Source organism: Rhodococcus sp. RCBS9 (assembly GCF_029457415.1).
Taxonomy (GTDB): Bacteria; Actinomycetota; Actinomycetes; order Mycobacteriales; family Mycobacteriaceae; genus Rhodococcus_F; species Rhodococcus_F qingshengii.
In genome coordinates, this window is the sequence record NZ_CP120422.1 from 496,016 (window position 1) to 515,000 (window position 18,985).

Consider the following 18,985-nt stretch of genomic DNA (forward strand, 5'->3'; position numbering starts at 1 on the left):
TCGGCAGCCCTTGCGAGAATCGTTCGATGATCATGCGGAGCCCCGGTCAGCACGTATTCATCGCACTCGGCACGCCATGGATCGATGCCGTGGTCGCGTTTCTCGAACCCAGAGCACGCCTCGATCCCTGGATCATGCGCGGAAAGATGGACATCGGTGACCTGATGATCACGGTTCTCGACACCACTCCTCGCACGGTGCTCTGCATCGAGACCGTGGCTGCGCCGTTCGACGGCACGTCGCGGATGGAAGTCGATGAACGCCCGTACGAACTCCACGGTTTGCCCACCGTTCCAGAACTCGAACAACGATGGTCCATCACGTTTCCCACGGATCCTGGGCCGGTCGACGACGCACTGGCCGACCGGATTCTCACGGCCGGCCAGTCGCACTATGCGCACTACTTCGGCGACATCGACACGCTGGATCCGACGTCCACAGCTGCCCACGCCCGAACGTTGATGAACGAGCGGGGCAACTGCACAGGTTGCGGCTCACCGATGCCGTTGCGAAAGTTCAACAGCAGCGATCGCCTTCACTTTCATTCCGCATCACGGATCTTCAGGCAGGCTGAACCTGGTGACGACTACCCAGCCGTCCTGTGCCGCAAGTGCACCGGAAGGAGGGCCACGTCTGGGCACACCAACTTCATCGACTACATGCTGGCGAAAAATCCACCGTGCCCACACTGCGGTGCACACAGAACCGCTCAGTGTGCCCCGGGGATGCCGGTCCATCCGTTCGATCACCTACCGTGGCTCGCCGCAACTGGCTGCGTCGTGGGACCGGACACCCCGGAATGGACGTGCCGAGCGTGCAGTCACTCATGGGGACAGATGTTCCCGCCGGATCACCCGCAGCACGACTGATCAGTTCGCGACAAAGCCGGGAAGCCGATCGATGTCCGCGATGATCGAATACTCCGCGGCGTCACCCTGGAGGATTCGACTCTGCTCGCCGTGGACGTCGACGGGGACGTCGCCGGCCAATGTCACACGGTGCACACTGCGGGCCTGAGTCCCGTAGTCGGCGATACCGTAATGCTGAGTCGCCTGGTTGTCCCAGATCGCCAGGTCGCCGGCCGACCAGTTCCATCGAACAGTGTTTTCCAACTTGATGATTCGTGCCTGCAGGATCTGGTAAAGAGCGACCGACTCTGACGGCTTGAGCCCGACGAACTCCTTGAAGAAGTGACCGAGCAGGAGGGTCTTCTCCCCCGTCGCCGGATGGATACGCACCACCGGGTGTTCGGTCTCGTAGATCTCACGGGTGAATTCGGCGTAGTAGGCCTGGCGCTGCGCGTCCACCGGGTTCGCCTGATCGACAACCTCGGCATAGTCGTAGGCATTGGTGTGAACGGCCCGCAAATTCTCGACCAAGACTTTGAGCGAAGGCGGCAGTTGGTCGTACGCAGCGGTGGTCGACGCCCACGTGGTCGCTCCGCCGTACTCGGGAATGGTCGTCGCTCGCAGAATCGAGGCTTTCGGAATGCGGTCGACAAACGTCACGTCCGTGTGCCAACTGTTGGCGGCACGGTCGAGCACCAACAGCTTGTCGCCCCTGGACTTCACCGTCGGATGCGGGGTGGTCTGGGTGCCGAGGGTTCCGGCGAATTCGTACTGCGACGTGTCGTCGAGATGATGCTGCCCACGGAAGAACACAACCTTGTGCGCTGCCAGCGCATAGTTGATCGCGTAGGCGGTCTCTTCGGACAGATCCCCAGAGAGGTGTACGCCGTCGATGCGGGCGCCGATCAGCTCACCGACCTTGTGGACAGTGATTCCGCCGGCAGCGTAGATCTGCTCCGGGGTCTGGGTGACACGTTCGAGTTCGGTGACGGACATGGCGATCTCCTGTGAGTCGGTCAAGCCTACGGGCGCGGCAGTCGACATGGCGCTGCCTACTGTGAACACTCAATCATTTACGCTGCGGGCTCGAATACGGTTGAACTCGAGGTGATCTCAAAGTTCGCCGCTCCCTCGCCAGAGAATATTGCCGCTCACTGGGACGAGGCCGTCGTCGTTGTCGTCATGAGCTGTAGCGTGCGATCTGCCGCACCCACGTCTACGGAGGACAGCATGCAACCCGAGGGCCCTGCCGAACAGATTCGTTCAACGCTCGCTCGCATCGCGCATCTTGCCGATACCGGCTCGGTCGAGGATTACGTGGAGCAGTTCACGCGCGAGGCCGAATGGAACATGCCGGCCAATCCCGATCGCGGTATCCCCGCACAGGTACGACGTGGCCGTGAAGAAATTGCTGCTGGAGTTCGCGAGCGTCGCGCGGCCGGCATTCAAGGGCCTGGCACGTTCACACGTCACGTCACCACGGCGATCGCCGTGGACGTGACGTCGGAAACTACAGCCCGCGCGGACGCGGTGTGGACGTTCTACGTCGACACAGCCACGTCGCCCGAACTCAGCGGCGTCGGGAGCTACGCGGACGAGTTCGAACTCGAAGATGGGCGGTGGCGACTCTCGCGACGGGTGATTTCGCGCGGCTGACGCTCAGTCTTCTTCGCCGGTGATCGCCTCACACCAGTCTTCGACCTGATCGATCCCCTCTTCCGTCCATTCCGGGCTCATATCTTCGAGTGCATCGAAGACAACCTCGCAGGTCAGCATCTCCGGTGAACCCTCCGACCCCGCTGCCTCGGTTCGCTCCGCAGACGCTGTCGCAACTGGGCCGGCGGCCAGCGCAACCGCCACCGCGCCTGTTCCGACCATCGCTTTCACACGCATCGGTTCTCCTCCTTCACTCTCGCTTCGGTCCTCGGGGTACCCGACTCGCCCCGCGCTACCCATCCCCGTCACTCATGTCCGACTTTCGGCGCCGACGGCATAGACTGAGCTCGTCGCCACCACGCTCTCGCAGCGTCGGGGGCGACAGATACACAGCTGGATCAGAATCGGAAGGCATCCCATTACAGAATCTCCCGCTCCGCACGACATCTACTTCGTACCTCCGGAGCAGGACAGCCCCAATCCTGTGGAGCCGGCGTCGGCCGCGTCACGCGCACGGATGGGCGAGCTACCCGAGACCGTCCGATTCAAGAATCGTTTTGCCCTCGCGATCACGACCACCACGCCGCTCGAAGCGATGGTCGAAGATCTCCTCTTCATCCGCGACATCCTCGACGCCGCAGGAATCGAGTATCTACTCGTCCGCGGAAACGACGAGCGCCCGGTCATCGCGGTCAGCTGGACGGAACGCAAGAACCTGCGGCAGGCACTTGTCGAGGGATGCGCAAACGCACCCTTCTATTCCAAAACCGTCGACGCGAAGAAGAGTCCAGCGCTCCTTGTCGCGGACGGTGCCCTGTCGAAAACCAACAAGTCACGGATCTTCCGCTTGTTCCGTCCGAGGGTTCACGTCGCAAGCGGTATGAACTACGGCGCGAACATCGGCGTTCAGATCGAATTGTGGTCGATTTCCGACGAAGAAATCGTCCTACCCGTCGAGAACTCACTGACACGACGAACCGTCCTCCCCGAAGAAGCTGTCCGAGGAACCGTCGAGCGATTCGGCCGGATCTGGCCGACCATCGAGAAGATGTTCGCCGATCATGCCTCCGATATCAGCTTCGATATCGATCTTGTCTTTTCCTGGGTCGACGGTTCTTCCAAAGAGTTTCAGGCTCAGCGCGCCAAGCGCATGCAGAACTACATCGTCGGCGAGGGCGACGAATCAGAAGCGCGCTTCCGTCAGATCGACGAGCTCAAATACGCACTTAGATCTATCCACATGTACGCGCCGTGGATCCGGCGGATCTTCGTCGCAACCGATTCCGATCGTCCGGACTGGCTTGCCGACGATCCGCGAGTCACGTTCATGCCCAGCGAAAAGTTCTTCGCCGATCCAAGTGTGTTGCCCACCCACAATTCTCAAGCTGTCGAGTGCCAGCTGCACCATATTCCGGGTCTGGCAGAGCATTTCCTCTACTCCAATGACGACATGTTCTTCGGTCGCCCCGTCGGCCCTGACATGTTCTTCTCCCCCGGTGGGATCAGCATGTTCATCGAGGCCGACACCAGAATCGGATTGGGACACAACGACAACGACCGCAGCGGGTTCGAGAATGCGGCCCGCGTCAACCGCCGTCTGCTGCAGGACCGCTTCGGTCTGATGACCACCAGACATCTGGAGCACGCAGCGACGCCACTACGCAAGAGCGTGATGGCCGAGATGGAACGCGAGTTCGCCGAAGACTTCGCGGCCACTGCAGCAAGCACCTTCCGCGCGAGTTCCAATATCTCGGTGACCAATTCGCTGTACCACTACTACACGCTCATGAGTGGACGGTCGGTGGTGCAGAAGTCCGCCGCCGTCAAATACGTCGACACGACGGTCAAGGCCGGTTTGCGCGACATGGACTCACTGCTCGCCAAGCGCTCCATGGACTTCTTCTGCCTCAACGACGGCAGCGCTCCGGAGATCGATCTGGAACTTCGCACACGCAAGATCACGGAGTTCCTGGAGAGCTACTACCCCATCCCGGCGCCCTGGGAAGCCTAGACGAAACAAGGGCCCAGCCGATTTCGGCTGGGCCCTTGCTACTTCGGTCGATCAGCGTGCTGTCACATGCTCCCGTTGCACCGGAATGGGCAGACCGAGATTGTCACGCAACGTCGTTCCTTCGTAGTCACTGCGGAGAACACCTCGATCCTGCAGCAGCGGCACCACGTCGTCGACGAACTCGTCGAGGCCGGTCGGCACAAGGTGCGACCCGAGGATGAACCCATCCGAACCGTCGTTGCTGACAAACGAATCTATTTTCTCGGCAACCTGCTGCGGTGTACCCACGATCGGTCCACGCTCGAACTGATCGATCACCACTTCGCGCAGATTCAACTTCTTGCTCTCCGCTACCGCGCGCAGTTTTGCGACGGTCGCGAAACGATCTTGGTGAATGAAGGCGCGGCCCTGGATGATCGGCGGAGCCTCGGGATCCGGAGCGATATCGGGTAGTGGTCCTTCGGGGTCGTACTTCGACAGATCGAGATTCCAGATCTGTTCGAGCAGAACCAAAGCGGTCTGGCCGGTGACCTGCTGGTCGCGAATCTCTCGGTACTTCTCGATCGCATCTGCCTCCGAGGTGCCGAGAACAAAACTCGCCGACGGCAGGATCTTGATGTCACCCGGGTCACGTCCGGCCGCAACGGCACGTGCTTTGATATCGCGATAGAAATCGGCCGCCTCGGGCAACTGACCGTACGGTGAGAAGATCGCGTCGGCATTGCCGGCAGCAAAATCGCGCCCCTGCGGCGACACCCCGGCCTGCAGAATAACCGGGCGCCCTTGCGGGCTACGCGGCACTGTGAATCGGCCGTTCACGTCGAAATGCGATCCATGAAAAGCGAATTCACCGGCATCCGGTCGCGCGAGAAAGCGCCCTGATGCCTTGTCGGCCACGATGTCGTCGCTTCGCCACGAATCCCACAGTTCACGCACCAGCGCTACGGTCTCCTCCGCACGCTCGTATCGTTGCGCGCGGTCGAGGTATCCGCCGCGGCGAAAGTTCTGGCCGGTGAATGCGTCGAACGAGGTGACGACGTTCCAGGCGGCACGTCCTCCGGACAACTGATCGAGCGTCGCGAATTGGCGGGCCAGTTCGTACGGCTCGTTGAACGTGGCGTTGATGGTGCCGGCCAATCCGAGGTGTTCGGTTACCGCCGCCAACGATGCAAGGACCGTGAAGGTGTCCGGCCTACCGATGATGTCCTGATCGAAAATCTGTCCTGCACGCTCACGAAGGGCAAGGCCTTCGGCGAGGAAGAAGAAGTCGAACTTCCCACGCTCGGCGGTTCGAGCGGTGTGTTCGAAGGAATCGAACTCGATCTGGCTGCCCGCCTGCGGATCCCACCATGCAGTGTGATGGTTGACGCCGCCGAGGTAGGCACCCAGGATGACCTGCTTACGCTTCTGAGAACTCATGAAAATGTATTCCTCGTCTGTCAGGCGGCCGGAGTACCGGCGGCGTAGCGGTTGGGAACGTCGATGGGTAGGCCAAGCAGTCCGCGAAGATTCGTCTGCGGATACTCGGTGCGGAATACGCTGCGTCGCTGCAATTCAGGTACCAGCTCACCTGCGATCGCGTCGAGGTCGTCCACGACGACGCCCGGCCGCAACCGGAAGCCGTCGATTCCCAACTGCTGCCACCGGAGCAGAAGATCTGCCAACTCAGCCGCGGTGCCGGTGAAGGTCAGCGCGTCCGAACGGTATTCGGCGCCGGCCTGCGCGTCGAGGCGAGCGAGCCGTTCCTTTCCGGTTTCTTCCGGAGCATCGAAGAATACGACGATGTCGGTGAAGACCCGAAGCGGTTCGCCGGTGCGCTGCACGTGTTCTTCGGCTGCTCGCACTTCACCCAGGATTGCCGTGACCTGCTCGTCGTCGAACGGCGTCACGAACACCAGATCGGCCGTCCGCGCCGCCAGCTCGTACGCGACCCGCTGATGAGCCAATGCGGTGACGACGGGATGCCCCTGCGGCGGGCGCGGAGTCACCGACGGACCACGGACCGAGAGGTACTTTCCCTCGAAGTCGATGTAGTGCAGCTTGTCCCGGTCGATGAATCGGCGCTGCTCCACATCACGGATCTCGGCGTCGTCCTCCCAACTGTCCCAAAGTCTCCGGACGACGTCGGCTGCCTCCGCAGCTTCGTCGAACAGCGCGCGCACGAAGTCCGGGAGGACGCCTGAAACGATCGACTGACGGTCGGCATCGGTGAGCGCTGGGATGTCGCGGCGCCCGAACTGTGCTGCCTCGGATTCCGACGCCGACACCTTCACCTGCCACCCGGCGCGACCGCGCGAGGTGTAGTCCAGCGTGGCAACGGCTTTGGACACGTGGAACGGTTCGGTGTGAATGGTGGTGATGGTCGGGATCAACCCGATGTTGCTCGTGATCGGTGCCAGTCGGGCGGCCACGAGATGTGCGTCGAGCCGAGCGCGCACCCGGTCAACCGCGTCGTCGACAGGCTCGAGTGGGTTGGCCGGCACCGAGAGACTGTCCTCGATGGTGACGAAATCGAGCAGACCACGCTCGGCGGTCGTCACCACGTCAGTCCAATACGACGCGCTGAACAGCTCACTCGGGCGCGAGTGCGGCTCTCGCCAGGCTGCAGGGTGCCAACCGGCACCGTCCAGCGCTACGGCGAGATGCAACGGAGCAAGATGAGAGGAGGGGGTGGAGGTCATCGGCGCATACTCCTGTTCGAGAACTACTCGGGAGCGCACAGTGCCGACCGCAGAAACCGTCAGCACCCGACTGACGGTTCTCGTGGCGACTGCCGCTTGCGACACGCACCGCGCGTATCGCCAGGTGTGATTCCGGGGCACCCCATCGGCATGAAGGGTTGCCGTCCAGCTAGCCGGTCCTTGTTGCTGGAGCTCTGCACCTACCTCGACGGTAGTGAGTACGCGACCGCCCGGCAATCACCCAGAACTGCGCGTGGGTGTCGGAAACCGCCTGCCACCTCAGATGATCGAGCGTGCCGCCTTTTCGCTCTCGAGGATTCGAATGCCGGCAACACTGAGCCTCCGGGCACCCTCGGCCGCGTCGACGGGCTCACCGACCGTCACGTGCGCGCCGAGTGGAACGACCGAATGAACAATTGTCTCGTCGTACACGTGCACCAGATTGCACCCCTGAGCCCCGTCACGACCACGCTGACCACCGACTTCCACATTCAAGTCCTGGGTGTAACACGTCGACGACGCCACGGAAACCGGAATGCCGGCGAACGTCGCCGTCGTCGAATAGTGCAGATGCCCAGCAAGAATCGCCCGGACGTCGCTGCCACGCAAGACGTCTGCCAACCGGGACTGATCGCGCAACTCCACCAGAACCGCGAGATCCTGAATGCACGGAACCGGCGGATGATGCAGCGCCAGAATTGTTCCGTCGGGCGCCGACACCGCCAATTCTGCTCGTAACCAATCCAATTGACGATCCGAGATCTCACCGTAGTGATGACCGGGAACCGACGAATCCAAGGTGATCACCCGCAGTCCGTCAAGGTCGTAGACGTTGTCGACGGGATGATCGGTGGCGTCCTCGCCCAACAGCAGAGATCTGAAAGTAGAGCGGTCGTCGTGATTGCCCATCGCCCAGACGACCTGCGCATCGATCTCGGCCGCCACAGGTTCCACGATGGCTTTCAATTCCGCGTATGCGTCGGGGTGTCCCTGGTCGGTCAGGTCGCCGGTGAATATCAGTGCATCCGGGCGTGCGCCCGAGGCCACGATCCCGCTGAGCACTTCCCGCAATCTCGTCGACGCATCCACGGCGTCGTACAACTCCCCCTGAGCCACCAGATGCGTGTCACTGAGGTGCACCAGGAAATGCTTCGGACGCGGGTACTCGGCATTCCGAACGCTCATCGGTCTCTCGCTTCCGCTTGCCGACGCGTAGGCGCCGGTGCGGCACCTACTGATCGTCGAGACTAGTCAACCGACCAACAGTGACTGATCGGGGCACGCCCGACGAACACGAAGCGAACTCCCGCGGCGACCCTCGGGATCGAGTAGTTGAAGCTGCGAGTAGTGTGTGGACAGTGTTGTTCCTGACCAGTCGGCGTTACGTCGACCTTCGCCTGCAGGCGAGCGCAATGTGTACGCGCTCGCTCTGACCTGACGCGTACCAGGAAACATTTCTTCGAATCTGCCCGGCCTCTGGTGCCGCGCTGCGTTTCGCTCCCTTGATTTTCGAAAGGCATAGTCATGCCCAGCTCCACCTCCACCGGCGTGCCGGAAAAGTCCACGTCCCGTTTTCCGTCCTGGGCGACGGCATTCGGACCGCAGATCGTCGCCGGTCTCGTACTCGGTGTCATCATCGGTCTCGTCGCCCGGGCAATGCCTGATGCGGCCGACGGCAACGTCAACTGGTTGGTCGGCACCGTACAGACCATCGGTTCGAGTTACGTCAAGCTGCTCACCGTTGCGGTGATCCCGCTGGTGTTCACCGCCATTGTCAGCTCCATCGCCAACCTGCGCCAGGTCGCCAATGCAGCTCGCCTGGCCGTGCAGACCTTGCTCTGGTTCGCGATCACCGCTTTCATCGCTGTGATCATCGGCATCATCGTCGGCCTGATCACCGATCCCGGTTCACGGACCGACGTCGCCGCCGAAGCCGCGAAGGAACCCAAGAGTTCCGGTTCGTGGTGGGCGTTCATCACCGGACTGGTTCCGAACAACTTCCTCGGGTTGGGTGCAAAGACTTCCGTCGCCGAAGGCGTGGCGACTACATCGCTGAGCTTCAACGTCCTGCAGCTGCTCGTCATCGCCGGTGCAATCGGTATTGCTGCACTCAAGATCGGTCCCAAGGCTGCGCCGTTCCTCGAGTTCAACGCTTCGCTGCTCGCTATCGTCCAGAAGGTCCTGTGGTGGATCATCCGCCTTGCCCCGATCGGCACCGCTGCGCTGATCGCCAACGCTGTCGCCACCTACGGATGGGATGCGATCGGGTCGCTGGGCGTCTTCACCGCCGCCATCTACATCGGTCTGGCGATCGTGTTCTTCGTGGTCTACCCCATCCTGATTGCCGCACACGGCCTCTCGGTTCGAAGCTTCTTCTCCGGCGTCTGGCCCGCAACTCAGCTCGGATTCGTCTCGCGCTCGTCGATCGGCACCCTGCCGTTGACCGAGCGCGTCACCGAACGCAACCTCGGCGTTCCGCGTGAGTACGCCTCGTTCGCCGTTCCGCTCGGTGCCACCACGAAGATGGACGGTTGCGCCGCAATCTATCCCGCGATCGCGGCGATTTTCGTCGCAGGCTTCTACGACGTTCCGTTGACCTTCACCGACTACCTGTTGATCGTCGTCGTCTCGGTCATCGGCTCAGCGGCAACGGCCGGAACCACCGGTGCGACAGTCATGCTCACACTCACACTCTCCACCCTTGGTCTTCCCCTGGCCGGCGTCGGACTGCTCCTCGCAGTCGAACCGATCGTCGACATGGGCCGTACCGCAGTCAACGTCACCGGCCAGGCACTGGTCCCGGTCATCGTCGCAAAGCGTGAGGGAATCCTCGACAAGGAGCGCTTCGACGCTCCCCGCAACGGTGATCCCTTCGCCGAGGAACTTGTCGACGCGTAACCCTCGATGACTACAGCAGCGTCCCCGCACCTGAGCAATACGGTGCGGGACGCTGCTTTTCACCCAGATTTCACCCTTACCGAAATAAACCATTTGGTCGTTATGACCAGTATGCTCAGCCGGCACAGCCCTCAGAAGTGGAAGGGCTGCCCAGTTGAACACGAGGTCACATGAAGCTCCGCCGTCTGGCATTCAGCGTCGCAGGTTGCGCCGCAATCACTCTGGTTGCCGCACCCGCCGCTCAGGCATCCACGGTTTTCGATTTCCTACCGATCGAGATCGCACGCATGATTCCGACTGGCTCTGCCGACGCAGTCCAGCCGTTCCTTCCCCCGGTCTTCGCACCGCCGGCGCCGCCCGCTCCGCAAGCGCCCCAGAACCAGCCGGCGCCGCAGAACACTCCCGCACCAGCGCGGTACTACCAGAACTGCACAGCCGTTCGTAATGCCGGCGCAGCTCCGTTGTACCGGGGCCAGAACGGATACGCCCCGCATCTCGACCGGGACAACGACGGCATCGCCTGCGAGTGATCCAACGCTCGGGTTGTGGTGCATCCACAACCCGAGCACTGTTGTCGAACCGTCAGACGCCCAATGCCCGGGACAGAGTCGGCCACGCCTTCGGCAGTCGTTCACGCCAATACGCCCACGCGTGCGTGCCGTTCGGCTCGTAATCCACCTGCGCCGGAATCTTCAGCTCCTGCAACCGAGCGTCGAACATCTTGGTGCAGGCGTGGGCGGCAACCTCGATGCCGCCGCCGATCACCAGACGCTCGAGCAGTTCAGGAGTCTGCAGAGTCTCGTCGGACCCGGGACGACCATTGGCCGTCGACACGTAGATTTCCTTGCCACGCAACTTCTCTGCGTTGATCAACGAATCGTGTGCCTCCCACTCCGGGCCCCCTGGCACACCCCAGATGTTGGCCGGATCTCCGCTTCGAGAAGAAATCGTGGCCTGGACGGCAGTTCGGCCGAGCGGATCCATCGTGGAATAACAGCCGCTGAACACGGCAACGCCGCGATACATGTCCGGAAAGCGTTGGGCGAGCATCATTGCACCCATCGCGCCCATGGAATTGCCGGCAATCGCGTTGATTCCGTTGGTCTCGAGTCGCGCGTCGATCAGCGGTGGCAACTCCTCGGTGATGAAGGTTTCCCACTTGTGCAGTCCCAGCCGCGGATCCGGATTCTCCCAGTCCGAGTACAGGCTCGCGATTCCGCCATTGAGCATCACGACGTTGACGTTCTTGTCGGCGAAGAACGCCGGGGCGCCGCCGATCGTCATCCATCCGCTGCTCTTCTCTCCGGCGTCGACGCCCTCGAGCATGTACAGCGCCGGGCGCGGAACCGAATTGTCCGCGGGTAGCAAGATCTCGACGCCGACCTCGCGTCGAAGTGCGGGCGACGCCACCGTCAGCCTGATCGCCTGTGGTGCGGTCACCTTCTCGCCGACGATGGCCGGGACGACGATGTCGTCGCGCAGGTCCGGTTTGGGGCCCGGATCCTCCTGAAGTGGTCCCGGGATCGTCGACCCCGAGCTCACGCTTCCCTCGACGCTGCCCAGACTTCCCGAGCTTCCCGAACTACCCGAGCTTCCGGAACTCGGCGCTGCCGTCGACAGTCCGCCCAATTGCAAAGAAAGTGCACAGACGGCCAAACACACCGCACCTGTGCGCGCAGATCGAATCCACGCACGCCGCTCAGTCCTCATGAAACTCCCAAACCAGTCAAAGATGTTTCCGTGAACATACCGTGCAGTTCGGACTTTCTTGGACAAACGACCACGACAAGATCTGTCGGTCGCCGCTACTAGGCTGGCCCCCGTGCAACCGGATTCAGTCAGGGCCCTCGACCTCGACCGAATTCGCGCTGTCGTGGGCACAACCACCTACGAACGCGGACTTGTCTACCTGGGGGAGAATGCAGTCGAATCCATCGGATGGAACGACACCGCTGACATCTTGACCGGCGCTGTATCGGGAACTGCGCGAGAGCCGTACACCTGCACGATTTCGGTAAGTCGCAGCGCGGCCGGTACAGCAACGTTCACGCGTGGCCTCTGCACGTGTCCCGTGCGGATGAACTGCAAGCACGTAGTCGCGTTGGTGCTCGCAGCGGTTGCGGAGGCGAACAAGACTCCACAACACCTCGGATGGGACAGCTCGCTCGAGGAGTTGCTCCGACCAGACCTGGCCGGCCGCACTACACGTGGACTTGGCATTCAATTCACCACCCGAACCAAGGGCGCATCGACAAGGCTCATCATCAAACCCGTACAACCAGGAGCGAGAAGGTGGATCTCCGGCGGGCTCGCCTGGAACAAACTCGGAAGCACTTTTCAGTTCCCCGCAGATCACCTCCGGGTTCTACGCGACATACATCTCCTCCACAGCGCCGGCAACCATTACCGAAATCAAAATGCCGCGGAAATCGATCTTGCCGGGTTCGCGAGCCCGCAACTCTGGTCGCTTCTTCGTGAGGCCATCAGCGTCGGCGTTTCACTCGTTCACTCGAAAGCCGGCCTCGGCAACATCTCCCTACTCTACGACGCCAACATCTGCCTCGACGTCCACGGAGCGGAAAACAACAACCTCCGTCTCACTCCCCGAATTCAGACCGATGGGCACATCGTGACTCATTCCGACTGGGGACTGGTCGGCACGCCGGCACATGGCGTCTTCGCGCTCGACGCCGCCAACGCGATCACTCTCGCACCACTGCACACGCCGATAACTCACCAATTGAGGCAGTTGATCGACTCCGGAAAATCGGTCGACATACCCGCCGAGCATCGGGATGCATTCACGTCGCGGTTCGTGTTCAAACTCGGAAACCTCGCTCCCGTCATATCTTCCGACGGTGCTTACAACCCACCGACTGTGTCCGGTCCTCGGCTACAACTGATGGCCACTTACGCGGACAACCACCGCATCGACATCGAATCGGCATGGAAGTACACCGTCGATGCCGACGAACTGATCATTTCTACCGCGGACACAACCACCGACGAGTCCGAGATCCGCAACCACGTTGCCGAAGATGCCATTGCCAAGAGCCTCGGTGCGGCCGCGGCGAAGGCCACTCTCGCGGGAACTTTGACCGGCCTCGATTCCATGCAGTTCACACTCGACCTCCTGCCCCAACTCGAAGCGCACGACGCCATCGACCTCACGGTTGCAGGAACCCCCGCCGACTACCGGCCTGCAGACGACGCTGTCGTGATCGGCCTCAGCACATCAGCCCCCGACGGGGACAGCGGATCCGACTGGTTCGACCTCGATATCACCGTCGATGTTGCGGGACAAAGCGTTCCGTTCACAACACTGTTCTCTGCTCTGAGCAAGGGCGAGACTCACATACTGCTACCGGACGGCGCCTTCTTTCGGCTCGACGCACCTGAACTACTCGGCCTGCACCGTCTCATCACCGAAGCGCGGTCGCTACTCGATCGGCCCACCGGCAAACTCGGGATCAGCAAATTTCAGGCCGGACTGTGGGAAGAATTGACGGCGCTCGGAAGGGTCGAACATCAAGAAGCAGCTTGGAAGAAGCAGATCGCAGGATTGCTCGGCAGTTCGGGCATCGATCCCGTCGAAGTCCCGGACACGTTGACGGCAACGCTACGTCCCTATCAGGTCGACGGATTCCGTTGGCTCAATTTCCTGCGCCAGCACAGCCTGGGCGGCATACTCGCCGACGACATGGGCCTGGGCAAGACACTGCAGACCCTCGCAATGATCTGCGCTGCAAGGCAATCGAATCCAGCCGCGCCTCCCTTTCTGATCGTCGCACCCACCAGCGTCGTATCCAACTGGAAGTCCGAAGTGGCGAAGTTCGCACCGACCCTCCACACCGCTGTCATCACGGACACGCTGCGCCGCAGAAAAACCGATCTGGCCGCACTCGTCGGCGGGGCGGACATCGTCGTGACGTCGTACGCTCTCTTTCGCCTCGACACCGATGCGTATTCCGCCGGCCGCTGGTCCGGACTGGTACTCGACGAAGCCCAATTCGCCAAGAACCACAAGTCCAAGGTCCACCAGTGCGCGAGGGCGGTGAACGCACCGTTCAAACTCGCGATCACCGGTACACCCATGGAAAACAATCTTCTGGAGTTGTGGTCGCTCCTCGCAATCACTGCACCAGGACTGTTTCCCAGCCCCACCACCTTCACCGACGTCTACCGCACTCCCATCGAAAAAGACGGTGATACAGAACGATTGGCGCAACTGCGACGACGCGTCAAACCGCTGATGGTGCGGCGCACCAAGGAACAGGTGGCCGCAGACTTGCCGCCCAAGCAGGAGCAGGTACTCGAGATCGAGTTGCATCCGAGCCATCGCGCGATCTACGACACCCACCTGCAACGCGAACGGCAGAAGATTCTCGGACTGCTCGACGACGTCGACAAGAACCGCTTCACGATCCTGCAGTCGCTGACGCTGCTACGCCAACTCAGTCTCGACGTCTCGCTGGTCGACGAGGAAAGCGGACCCGTCCCATCGGCCAAGGTCGACGCTCTCGTCGAGCAACTGGACGACGTCGTTGCGGGCGGACACCGTGCGTTGATCTTCAGCCAATTCACCGGGTTCCTCGGTTCTGTCCGCAACCGACTCGACGAGGAAAGAATTCCGTACAGCTATCTCGACGGTTCGACGCGCAATCGCGGTGAAGTGTTGGAGGAGTTCAAGTCTGGTGCAGTCCCCGTCTTCCTGATCAGCCTCAAGGCTGGTGGCTTCGGCCTCAATCTCACCGAGGCCGACTACTGCTTCATTCTCGACCCCTGGTGGAACCCGGCCGCCGAGGCACAAGCGGTCGACCGTACTCACCGCATCGGGCAGACACGAAACGTCATGGTCTACCGCCTCATTGCCAAAGACACCATCGAAGAGAAGGTCATGGCGCTCAAAGCCAAGAAGTCGGCATTGTTCTCGAATGTCATGGACGCCGAAGGCACACTGGGCACCGGACTCGACGCCGAGGATCTTCGCGCGCTGTTCGAGTGAGGTGCCTATTCGGTCGAACCGCACCTACCCGCTCACGGTAATGTGAGTCGCGAACGGACAACACAGAACTCCCGAACGAAGAAATCCACTTCGTTCGAACGAGAGGAACCTGAATGGGCGTCACACTTGCCAAGGGCGGCAACGTATCTCTGTCGAAGGCCGCACCCAATCTGACCAAGGTCGCAGTCGGTCTCGGCTGGGATGCACGCAGCACCAGTGGTGCTGACTTCGACCTCGACGCCAGCGCGTTGGTCACCGGCCCGGAACGCAAGGTCCTTTCCGACCTTCACTTCGTCTTCTACAACAACCTTCGCTCGCCCGACGGATCCATCGAGCACACCGGCGACAACCTCACCGGTGAAGGTGACGGCGACGACGAGGTCATCAACGTCGACCTCCCGGCTGTACCGCCCAACGTCACCAACATCTTCTTCCCCGTCTCGATTCACGACGCCGATGCGCGACTCCAGTCCTTCGGACAGGTCACCAACGCCTACATCCGCGTCGTAGATCTGTCGAACGGCTCCGAACTGGCACGCTACGACCTCTCCGAAGATGCATCCACCGAGACAGCCATGCTTTTCGGTGAGCTCTACCGCCACAATGGCGAATGGAAGTTCCGTGCAGTCGGACAGGGATACGCATCCGGACTCGCCGGAATCGCCCGCGACTACGGCGTGAACATCTGATCTCTACCGGTACACGAAACGGGGTTCGATTCGGCATTGCCGGATCGAACCCCGTTTCGGTTGTCTGTGTCGACGCGCGAGTTAACGCCGCAAGATCGCCCTCGCGAGGTGAACAGCCCAGGGCGAGTCCGCTTTGCTGCCGAACTTCCCCAGCTCGTACCCCGTAGCGCCGATCAATCCGAGCACCTCTACGGTGCTCCCGGACGTGTCACGTCTGGAAGTCTGAGCTCCAGCCATCAGGATGCTCGACGACCGAATCGACTCCAGCGCTCCCGCGACGAAACGATGACGATCCGCCGGCGACATGCCGGCGGCTACGGCAAGGAGGACAAGGAGTTCCACCGCCCTCTGCGAGCCGCCGGGCGCAACCGGAACTCCCTCGACGATCACCGACCACGTCATTGACGTGTCCCGCTCTGCCGACTGTCCCCGCTTCGTCAGAACAATCTGCCCTTTGTGCTTTCGCACCAGGCCGAACTTCTTGAGCACTGCGAAGAGTGATCGCCCTTGGGGAAGGTTTACAGGTCCCAGTTCAGGTTCGTCGAGCATCGCGTCGACCGTCGTGAAGAAATCATCGGCACCGATCCCTTCGACACCGATCAGAGCCAGAACCGCTTGAATGCGTTGGCCCGCCTCGACGTGGACCAACTCCCCGATTGCCGACTGATCGTCAATGCCAGCGCGGGCGAGGACCGCATGCAGTTCCGGGACTCGCGAAGGTCCCAGGCATTCGACGAGCTTCGCAATGTCGTACGACGCAGCGATCTCGTCCGGTCTAGGACTATGCAGTCGATTATTGACCTCAGCGATCTCGAATCGTGTCGGCTCGAAATCAGTTTGCGGCCATTCGAGGGTCCATTCATGGGAGCGCAGCTTCTCCGAAGCGAGAACACCGAGGAGTTGCTCGTACTCGTCAGGTCCGACGCATTCCTCCGGCGGACAAGCACCGCGACCCGCGGCACACACAACTTGGAACCCTTCGGGCAGTACTTCGGAAGATTCAAGTGTCAGCGTGTGGCGCCAGTTCCCGAAGCGTCCGTAGCGATAACTGATTTCATCGCCAGGCGAGACCATGACCTCGTCCAGGCGTACCGCGGACTCTACGATCGCCGCTCGGCCGGCCCGACGCTGCTCGGCGTTGCTCCCGGAAGCTACGTACTCTTCGACCTCGCCGGGAAATCGGCTGCCGGACTTGGACCACGCGTGCGATTGACGGTCACTCCACCCCATTGCCCGTTGAACCACCGAATGCAGGTCATCCAGATTCAGATCCGACGCGACGAGGATTCGTCGCCAGATCTGAGTGGAAACATTGTCGACACTGATACGTATCGCGTATTGCGCCGGTACCGCGCGCCTCTTCGAACGCAACGATCGCGCAATCTGAATGCCCCCACGCCCTCCGCCAGCTTCTTGTACAAACCTTTGCAGTTCTTCAGGTTCCGTCGGAACGAGTCGCAAATGCGACACCCTCGAGCTGCTCAACCCCACCATGAGACTCAGCCTAGGCCAAAGTGCTAGGGACGAAGGCACAAAATCGGAGAGTACTTCGGACTTATGAGACGGTTCACAATCTATACCTTGGCTAACAAGTCGCTACGTGCATCGGCGACGGCATCTTCCTCGCCCAATCCCTGCCCTGATGGTGAACGGCACGTTCGGTCGATCTGAGGCGACGAAAGTGCCGTTCACTCGATGCGGGGGTGCCGGCGGGGGTGCTCCCGCCCCTTGATGGTGCGAACGGTACGTTGGGTCGATCTGAGGCGACGAAAGTGCCGTTCGCTCGAAGTCGGGGGTGCCGGCGGCGGTGCTTTCGGGTGTTGGCGGGGTGGGGTGTTTTGGGTACGAGAAAGCCCCCCAACCATCACTGGTTGGGGGGCTTCTCTAATGTGTGTTCGGCGGTGTCCTACTCTCCCACACCCTGTCGAGTGCAGTACCATCGGCGCTGAAGGGCTTAGCTTCCGGGTTCGGAATGGGACCGGGCGTTTCCCCTTCGCTATGACCGCCGTAACTCTATGAAACTGTCACAGTAACCTTCTTCTGATCACCTGGTTTCACCACCCGTCAACACCAGTTTCTGGTGTTGGGGGATGGAGAAAACAGGGTTTCTCATCAGTATCTGTGTGTTGTTTCAGATACCGCACAGTGGACGCGTAGCTTCTTTGTGGTAAGTCCTCGGCCTATTAGTACCAGTCACCTGCATGCATTACTGCACTTCCAGTTCTGGCCTATCAACCCGGTGGTCTGCCGGGGGCCTTACCCCTCGAGGGGGTGAGAAACCTCATCTTGGAACAGGCTTCCCGCTTAGATGCTTTCAGCGGTTATCCCTTCCGAACGTAGCTAACCAGCGGTGCTCCTGGCGGAACAACTGGCACACCAGAGGTTCGTCCGTCCCGGTCCTCTCGTACTAGGGACAGCCTTCCTCAAGTTTCTAACGCGCGCGGCGGATAGAGACCGAACTGTCTCACGACGTTCTAAACCCAGCTCGCGTGCCGCTTTAATGGGCGAACAGCCCAACCCTTGGGACCTACTCCAGCCCCAGGATGCGACGAGCCGACATCGAGGTGCCAAACCATCCCGTCGATATGGACTCTTGGGGAAGATCAGCCTGTTATCCCCGGGGTACCTTTTATCCGTTGAGCGACACCGCTTCCACTTGCCGGTGCCGGATCACTAGTCCCGACTTTCGTCCCTGCTCGACCTGTCAGTCTCACAGTCAAGCTCCCTTGTGCACTTGCACTCGACACCTGATTGCCAACCAGGCTGAGGGAACCTTTGGGCGCCTCCGTTACATTTTGGGAGGCAACCGCCCCAGTTAAACTACCCACCAGGCACTGTCCCTGAACCAGATCATGGTCCGAGGTTAGAGGTCCAATTCGATCAGAGTGGTATTTCAACAACGACTCCACGATAACTGGCGTCACCGTTTCACAGTCTCCCACCTATCCTACACAAACCGAACCGAACACCAATACCAAGCTGTAGTGAAGGTCCCGGGGTCTTTTCGTCCTGCCGCGCGTAACGAGCATCTTTACTCGTAATGCAATTTCGCCGAGTCTACGGTTGAGACAGCTGAGAAGTCGTTACGCCATTCGTGCAGGTCGGAACTTACCCGACAAGGAATTTCGCTACCTTAGGATGGTTATAGTTACCACCGCCGTTTACTGGGGCTTAAATTCTCAGCTTCGCTCCGAAGA

Annotated in this window: 14 protein-coding genes, 2 rRNA genes and 1 riboswitch (1 of these 17 only partly in view); of the genes, 7 read left to right on the top strand and 9 right to left on the bottom strand. The window is 61.1% G+C overall.

Annotated elements, in window-relative coordinates; translation table 11 throughout:
* The first annotated feature begins 26 nt into the window (after window positions 1-26).
* Entirely contained in the window at window positions 27-869 is an 843-nt protein-coding gene (locus P0M12_RS02345) for a hypothetical protein (RefSeq protein WP_209909264.1), read from the top strand.
* Here P0M12_RS02345 and P0M12_RS02350 read toward each other — a convergent pair whose 3' ends face one another.
* Window positions 870-1,844, bottom strand: a complete 975-nt coding sequence (locus P0M12_RS02350) for a TauD/TfdA family dioxygenase (RefSeq protein ID WP_083059573.1) — start codon at window positions 1,842-1,844, stop codon at window positions 870-872.
* Between the two features lie 234 nt (window positions 1,845-2,078).
* On the opposite strand from P0M12_RS02350, the gene P0M12_RS02355 reads away from it, so the two are divergent.
* The gene (locus P0M12_RS02355; protein ID WP_007729259.1) at window positions 2,079-2,504 is read left to right on the top strand and encodes a nuclear transport factor 2 family protein; all 426 of its coding nucleotides are present in this window, start codon (window positions 2,079-2,081) and stop codon (window positions 2,502-2,504) included.
* Between the two features lie 3 nt (window positions 2,505-2,507).
* Here P0M12_RS02355 and P0M12_RS02360 read toward each other — a convergent pair whose 3' ends face one another.
* Complete coding sequence (locus P0M12_RS02360; RefSeq protein ID WP_047269827.1) at window positions 2,508-2,741, bottom strand: hypothetical protein; 234 nt, start codon at window positions 2,739-2,741, stop codon at window positions 2,508-2,510.
* A gap of 280 nt (window positions 2,742-3,021) precedes the next feature.
* Here P0M12_RS02360 and P0M12_RS02365 point away from each other — a divergent pair, with 280 nt between their 5' ends.
* Window positions 3,022-4,515 (top strand): stealth family protein, encoded by a 1,494-nt coding sequence (locus P0M12_RS02365; protein WP_277377905.1) that lies wholly within the window; start codon window positions 3,022-3,024, stop codon window positions 4,513-4,515.
* 51 nt (window positions 4,516-4,566) lie between these two features.
* Here the strand turns inward: P0M12_RS02365 and P0M12_RS02370 are convergent, their stop codons facing one another.
* The 3 genes from P0M12_RS02370 to P0M12_RS02380 all read right to left on the bottom strand — a co-directional run bounded on the left by P0M12_RS02370 (window position 4,567) and on the right by P0M12_RS02380 (window position 8,381).
* Window positions 4,567-5,934: an NtaA/DmoA family FMN-dependent monooxygenase gene (locus P0M12_RS02370; RefSeq protein WP_007729254.1), complete on the bottom strand. Its 1,368-nt coding sequence runs from the start codon at window positions 5,932-5,934 to the stop codon at window positions 4,567-4,569.
* 20 nt (window positions 5,935-5,954) lie between these two features.
* Window positions 5,955-7,301, bottom strand: coding sequence for an LLM class flavin-dependent oxidoreductase (locus P0M12_RS02375; protein ID WP_277377417.1), 1,347 nt, complete (start codon window positions 7,299-7,301; stop codon window positions 5,955-5,957).
* A riboswitch (SAM riboswitch) is annotated at window positions 7,284-7,397 on the bottom strand. (Overlaps the previous gene by 18 nt.)
* Window positions 7,398-7,475: 78 nt before the next feature.
* Window positions 7,476-8,381, bottom strand: coding sequence for a phosphodiesterase (locus tag P0M12_RS02380; protein ID WP_277377418.1), 906 nt, complete (start codon window positions 8,379-8,381; stop codon window positions 7,476-7,478).
* A 339-nt stretch (window positions 8,382-8,720) separates the two neighbouring features.
* Here P0M12_RS02380 and P0M12_RS02385 point away from each other — a divergent pair, with 339 nt between their 5' ends.
* Window positions 8,721-10,094: a dicarboxylate/amino acid:cation symporter gene (locus tag P0M12_RS02385; protein WP_003940669.1), complete on the top strand. Its 1,374-nt coding sequence runs from the start codon at window positions 8,721-8,723 to the stop codon at window positions 10,092-10,094.
* Between the two features lie 170 nt (window positions 10,095-10,264).
* Entirely contained in the window at window positions 10,265-10,624 is a 360-nt protein-coding gene (locus P0M12_RS02390) for an excalibur calcium-binding domain-containing protein (protein ID WP_003940648.1), read from the top strand.
* A 52-nt stretch (window positions 10,625-10,676) separates the two neighbouring features.
* Here the strand turns inward: P0M12_RS02390 and P0M12_RS02395 are convergent, their stop codons facing one another.
* Complete coding sequence (locus tag P0M12_RS02395) at window positions 10,677-11,804, bottom strand: alpha/beta hydrolase family protein (RefSeq protein WP_031333643.1); 1,128 nt, start codon at window positions 11,802-11,804, stop codon at window positions 10,677-10,679.
* 112 nt (window positions 11,805-11,916) lie between these two features.
* Here P0M12_RS02395 and P0M12_RS02400 point away from each other — a divergent pair, with 112 nt between their 5' ends.
* Complete coding sequence (locus tag P0M12_RS02400; protein ID WP_277377419.1) at window positions 11,917-15,099, top strand: DEAD/DEAH box helicase; 3,183 nt, start codon at window positions 11,917-11,919, stop codon at window positions 15,097-15,099.
* 113 nt (window positions 15,100-15,212) lie between these two features.
* Window positions 15,213-15,788, top strand: coding sequence for a TerD family protein (locus P0M12_RS02405; protein WP_003940660.1), 576 nt, complete (start codon window positions 15,213-15,215; stop codon window positions 15,786-15,788).
* A gap of 81 nt (window positions 15,789-15,869) precedes the next feature.
* Here the strand turns inward: P0M12_RS02405 and P0M12_RS02410 are convergent, their stop codons facing one another.
* From P0M12_RS02410 to P0M12_RS02420, 3 genes are all read right to left on the bottom strand, one after another.
* On the bottom strand, window positions 15,870-17,159 hold the full coding sequence (locus P0M12_RS02410) for a plasmid pRiA4b ORF-3 family protein (RefSeq protein WP_276117303.1): 1,290 nt from the start codon (window positions 17,157-17,159) through the stop codon (window positions 15,870-15,872).
* A 522-nt stretch (window positions 17,160-17,681) separates the two neighbouring features.
* Window positions 17,682-17,798, bottom strand: a 5S ribosomal RNA gene (gene rrf / locus P0M12_RS02415).
* A gap of 153 nt (window positions 17,799-17,951) precedes the next feature.
* Window positions 17,952-18,985: ribosomal RNA gene (locus tag P0M12_RS02420) — 23S ribosomal RNA — on the bottom strand (it continues 2,097 nt past the right edge of the window).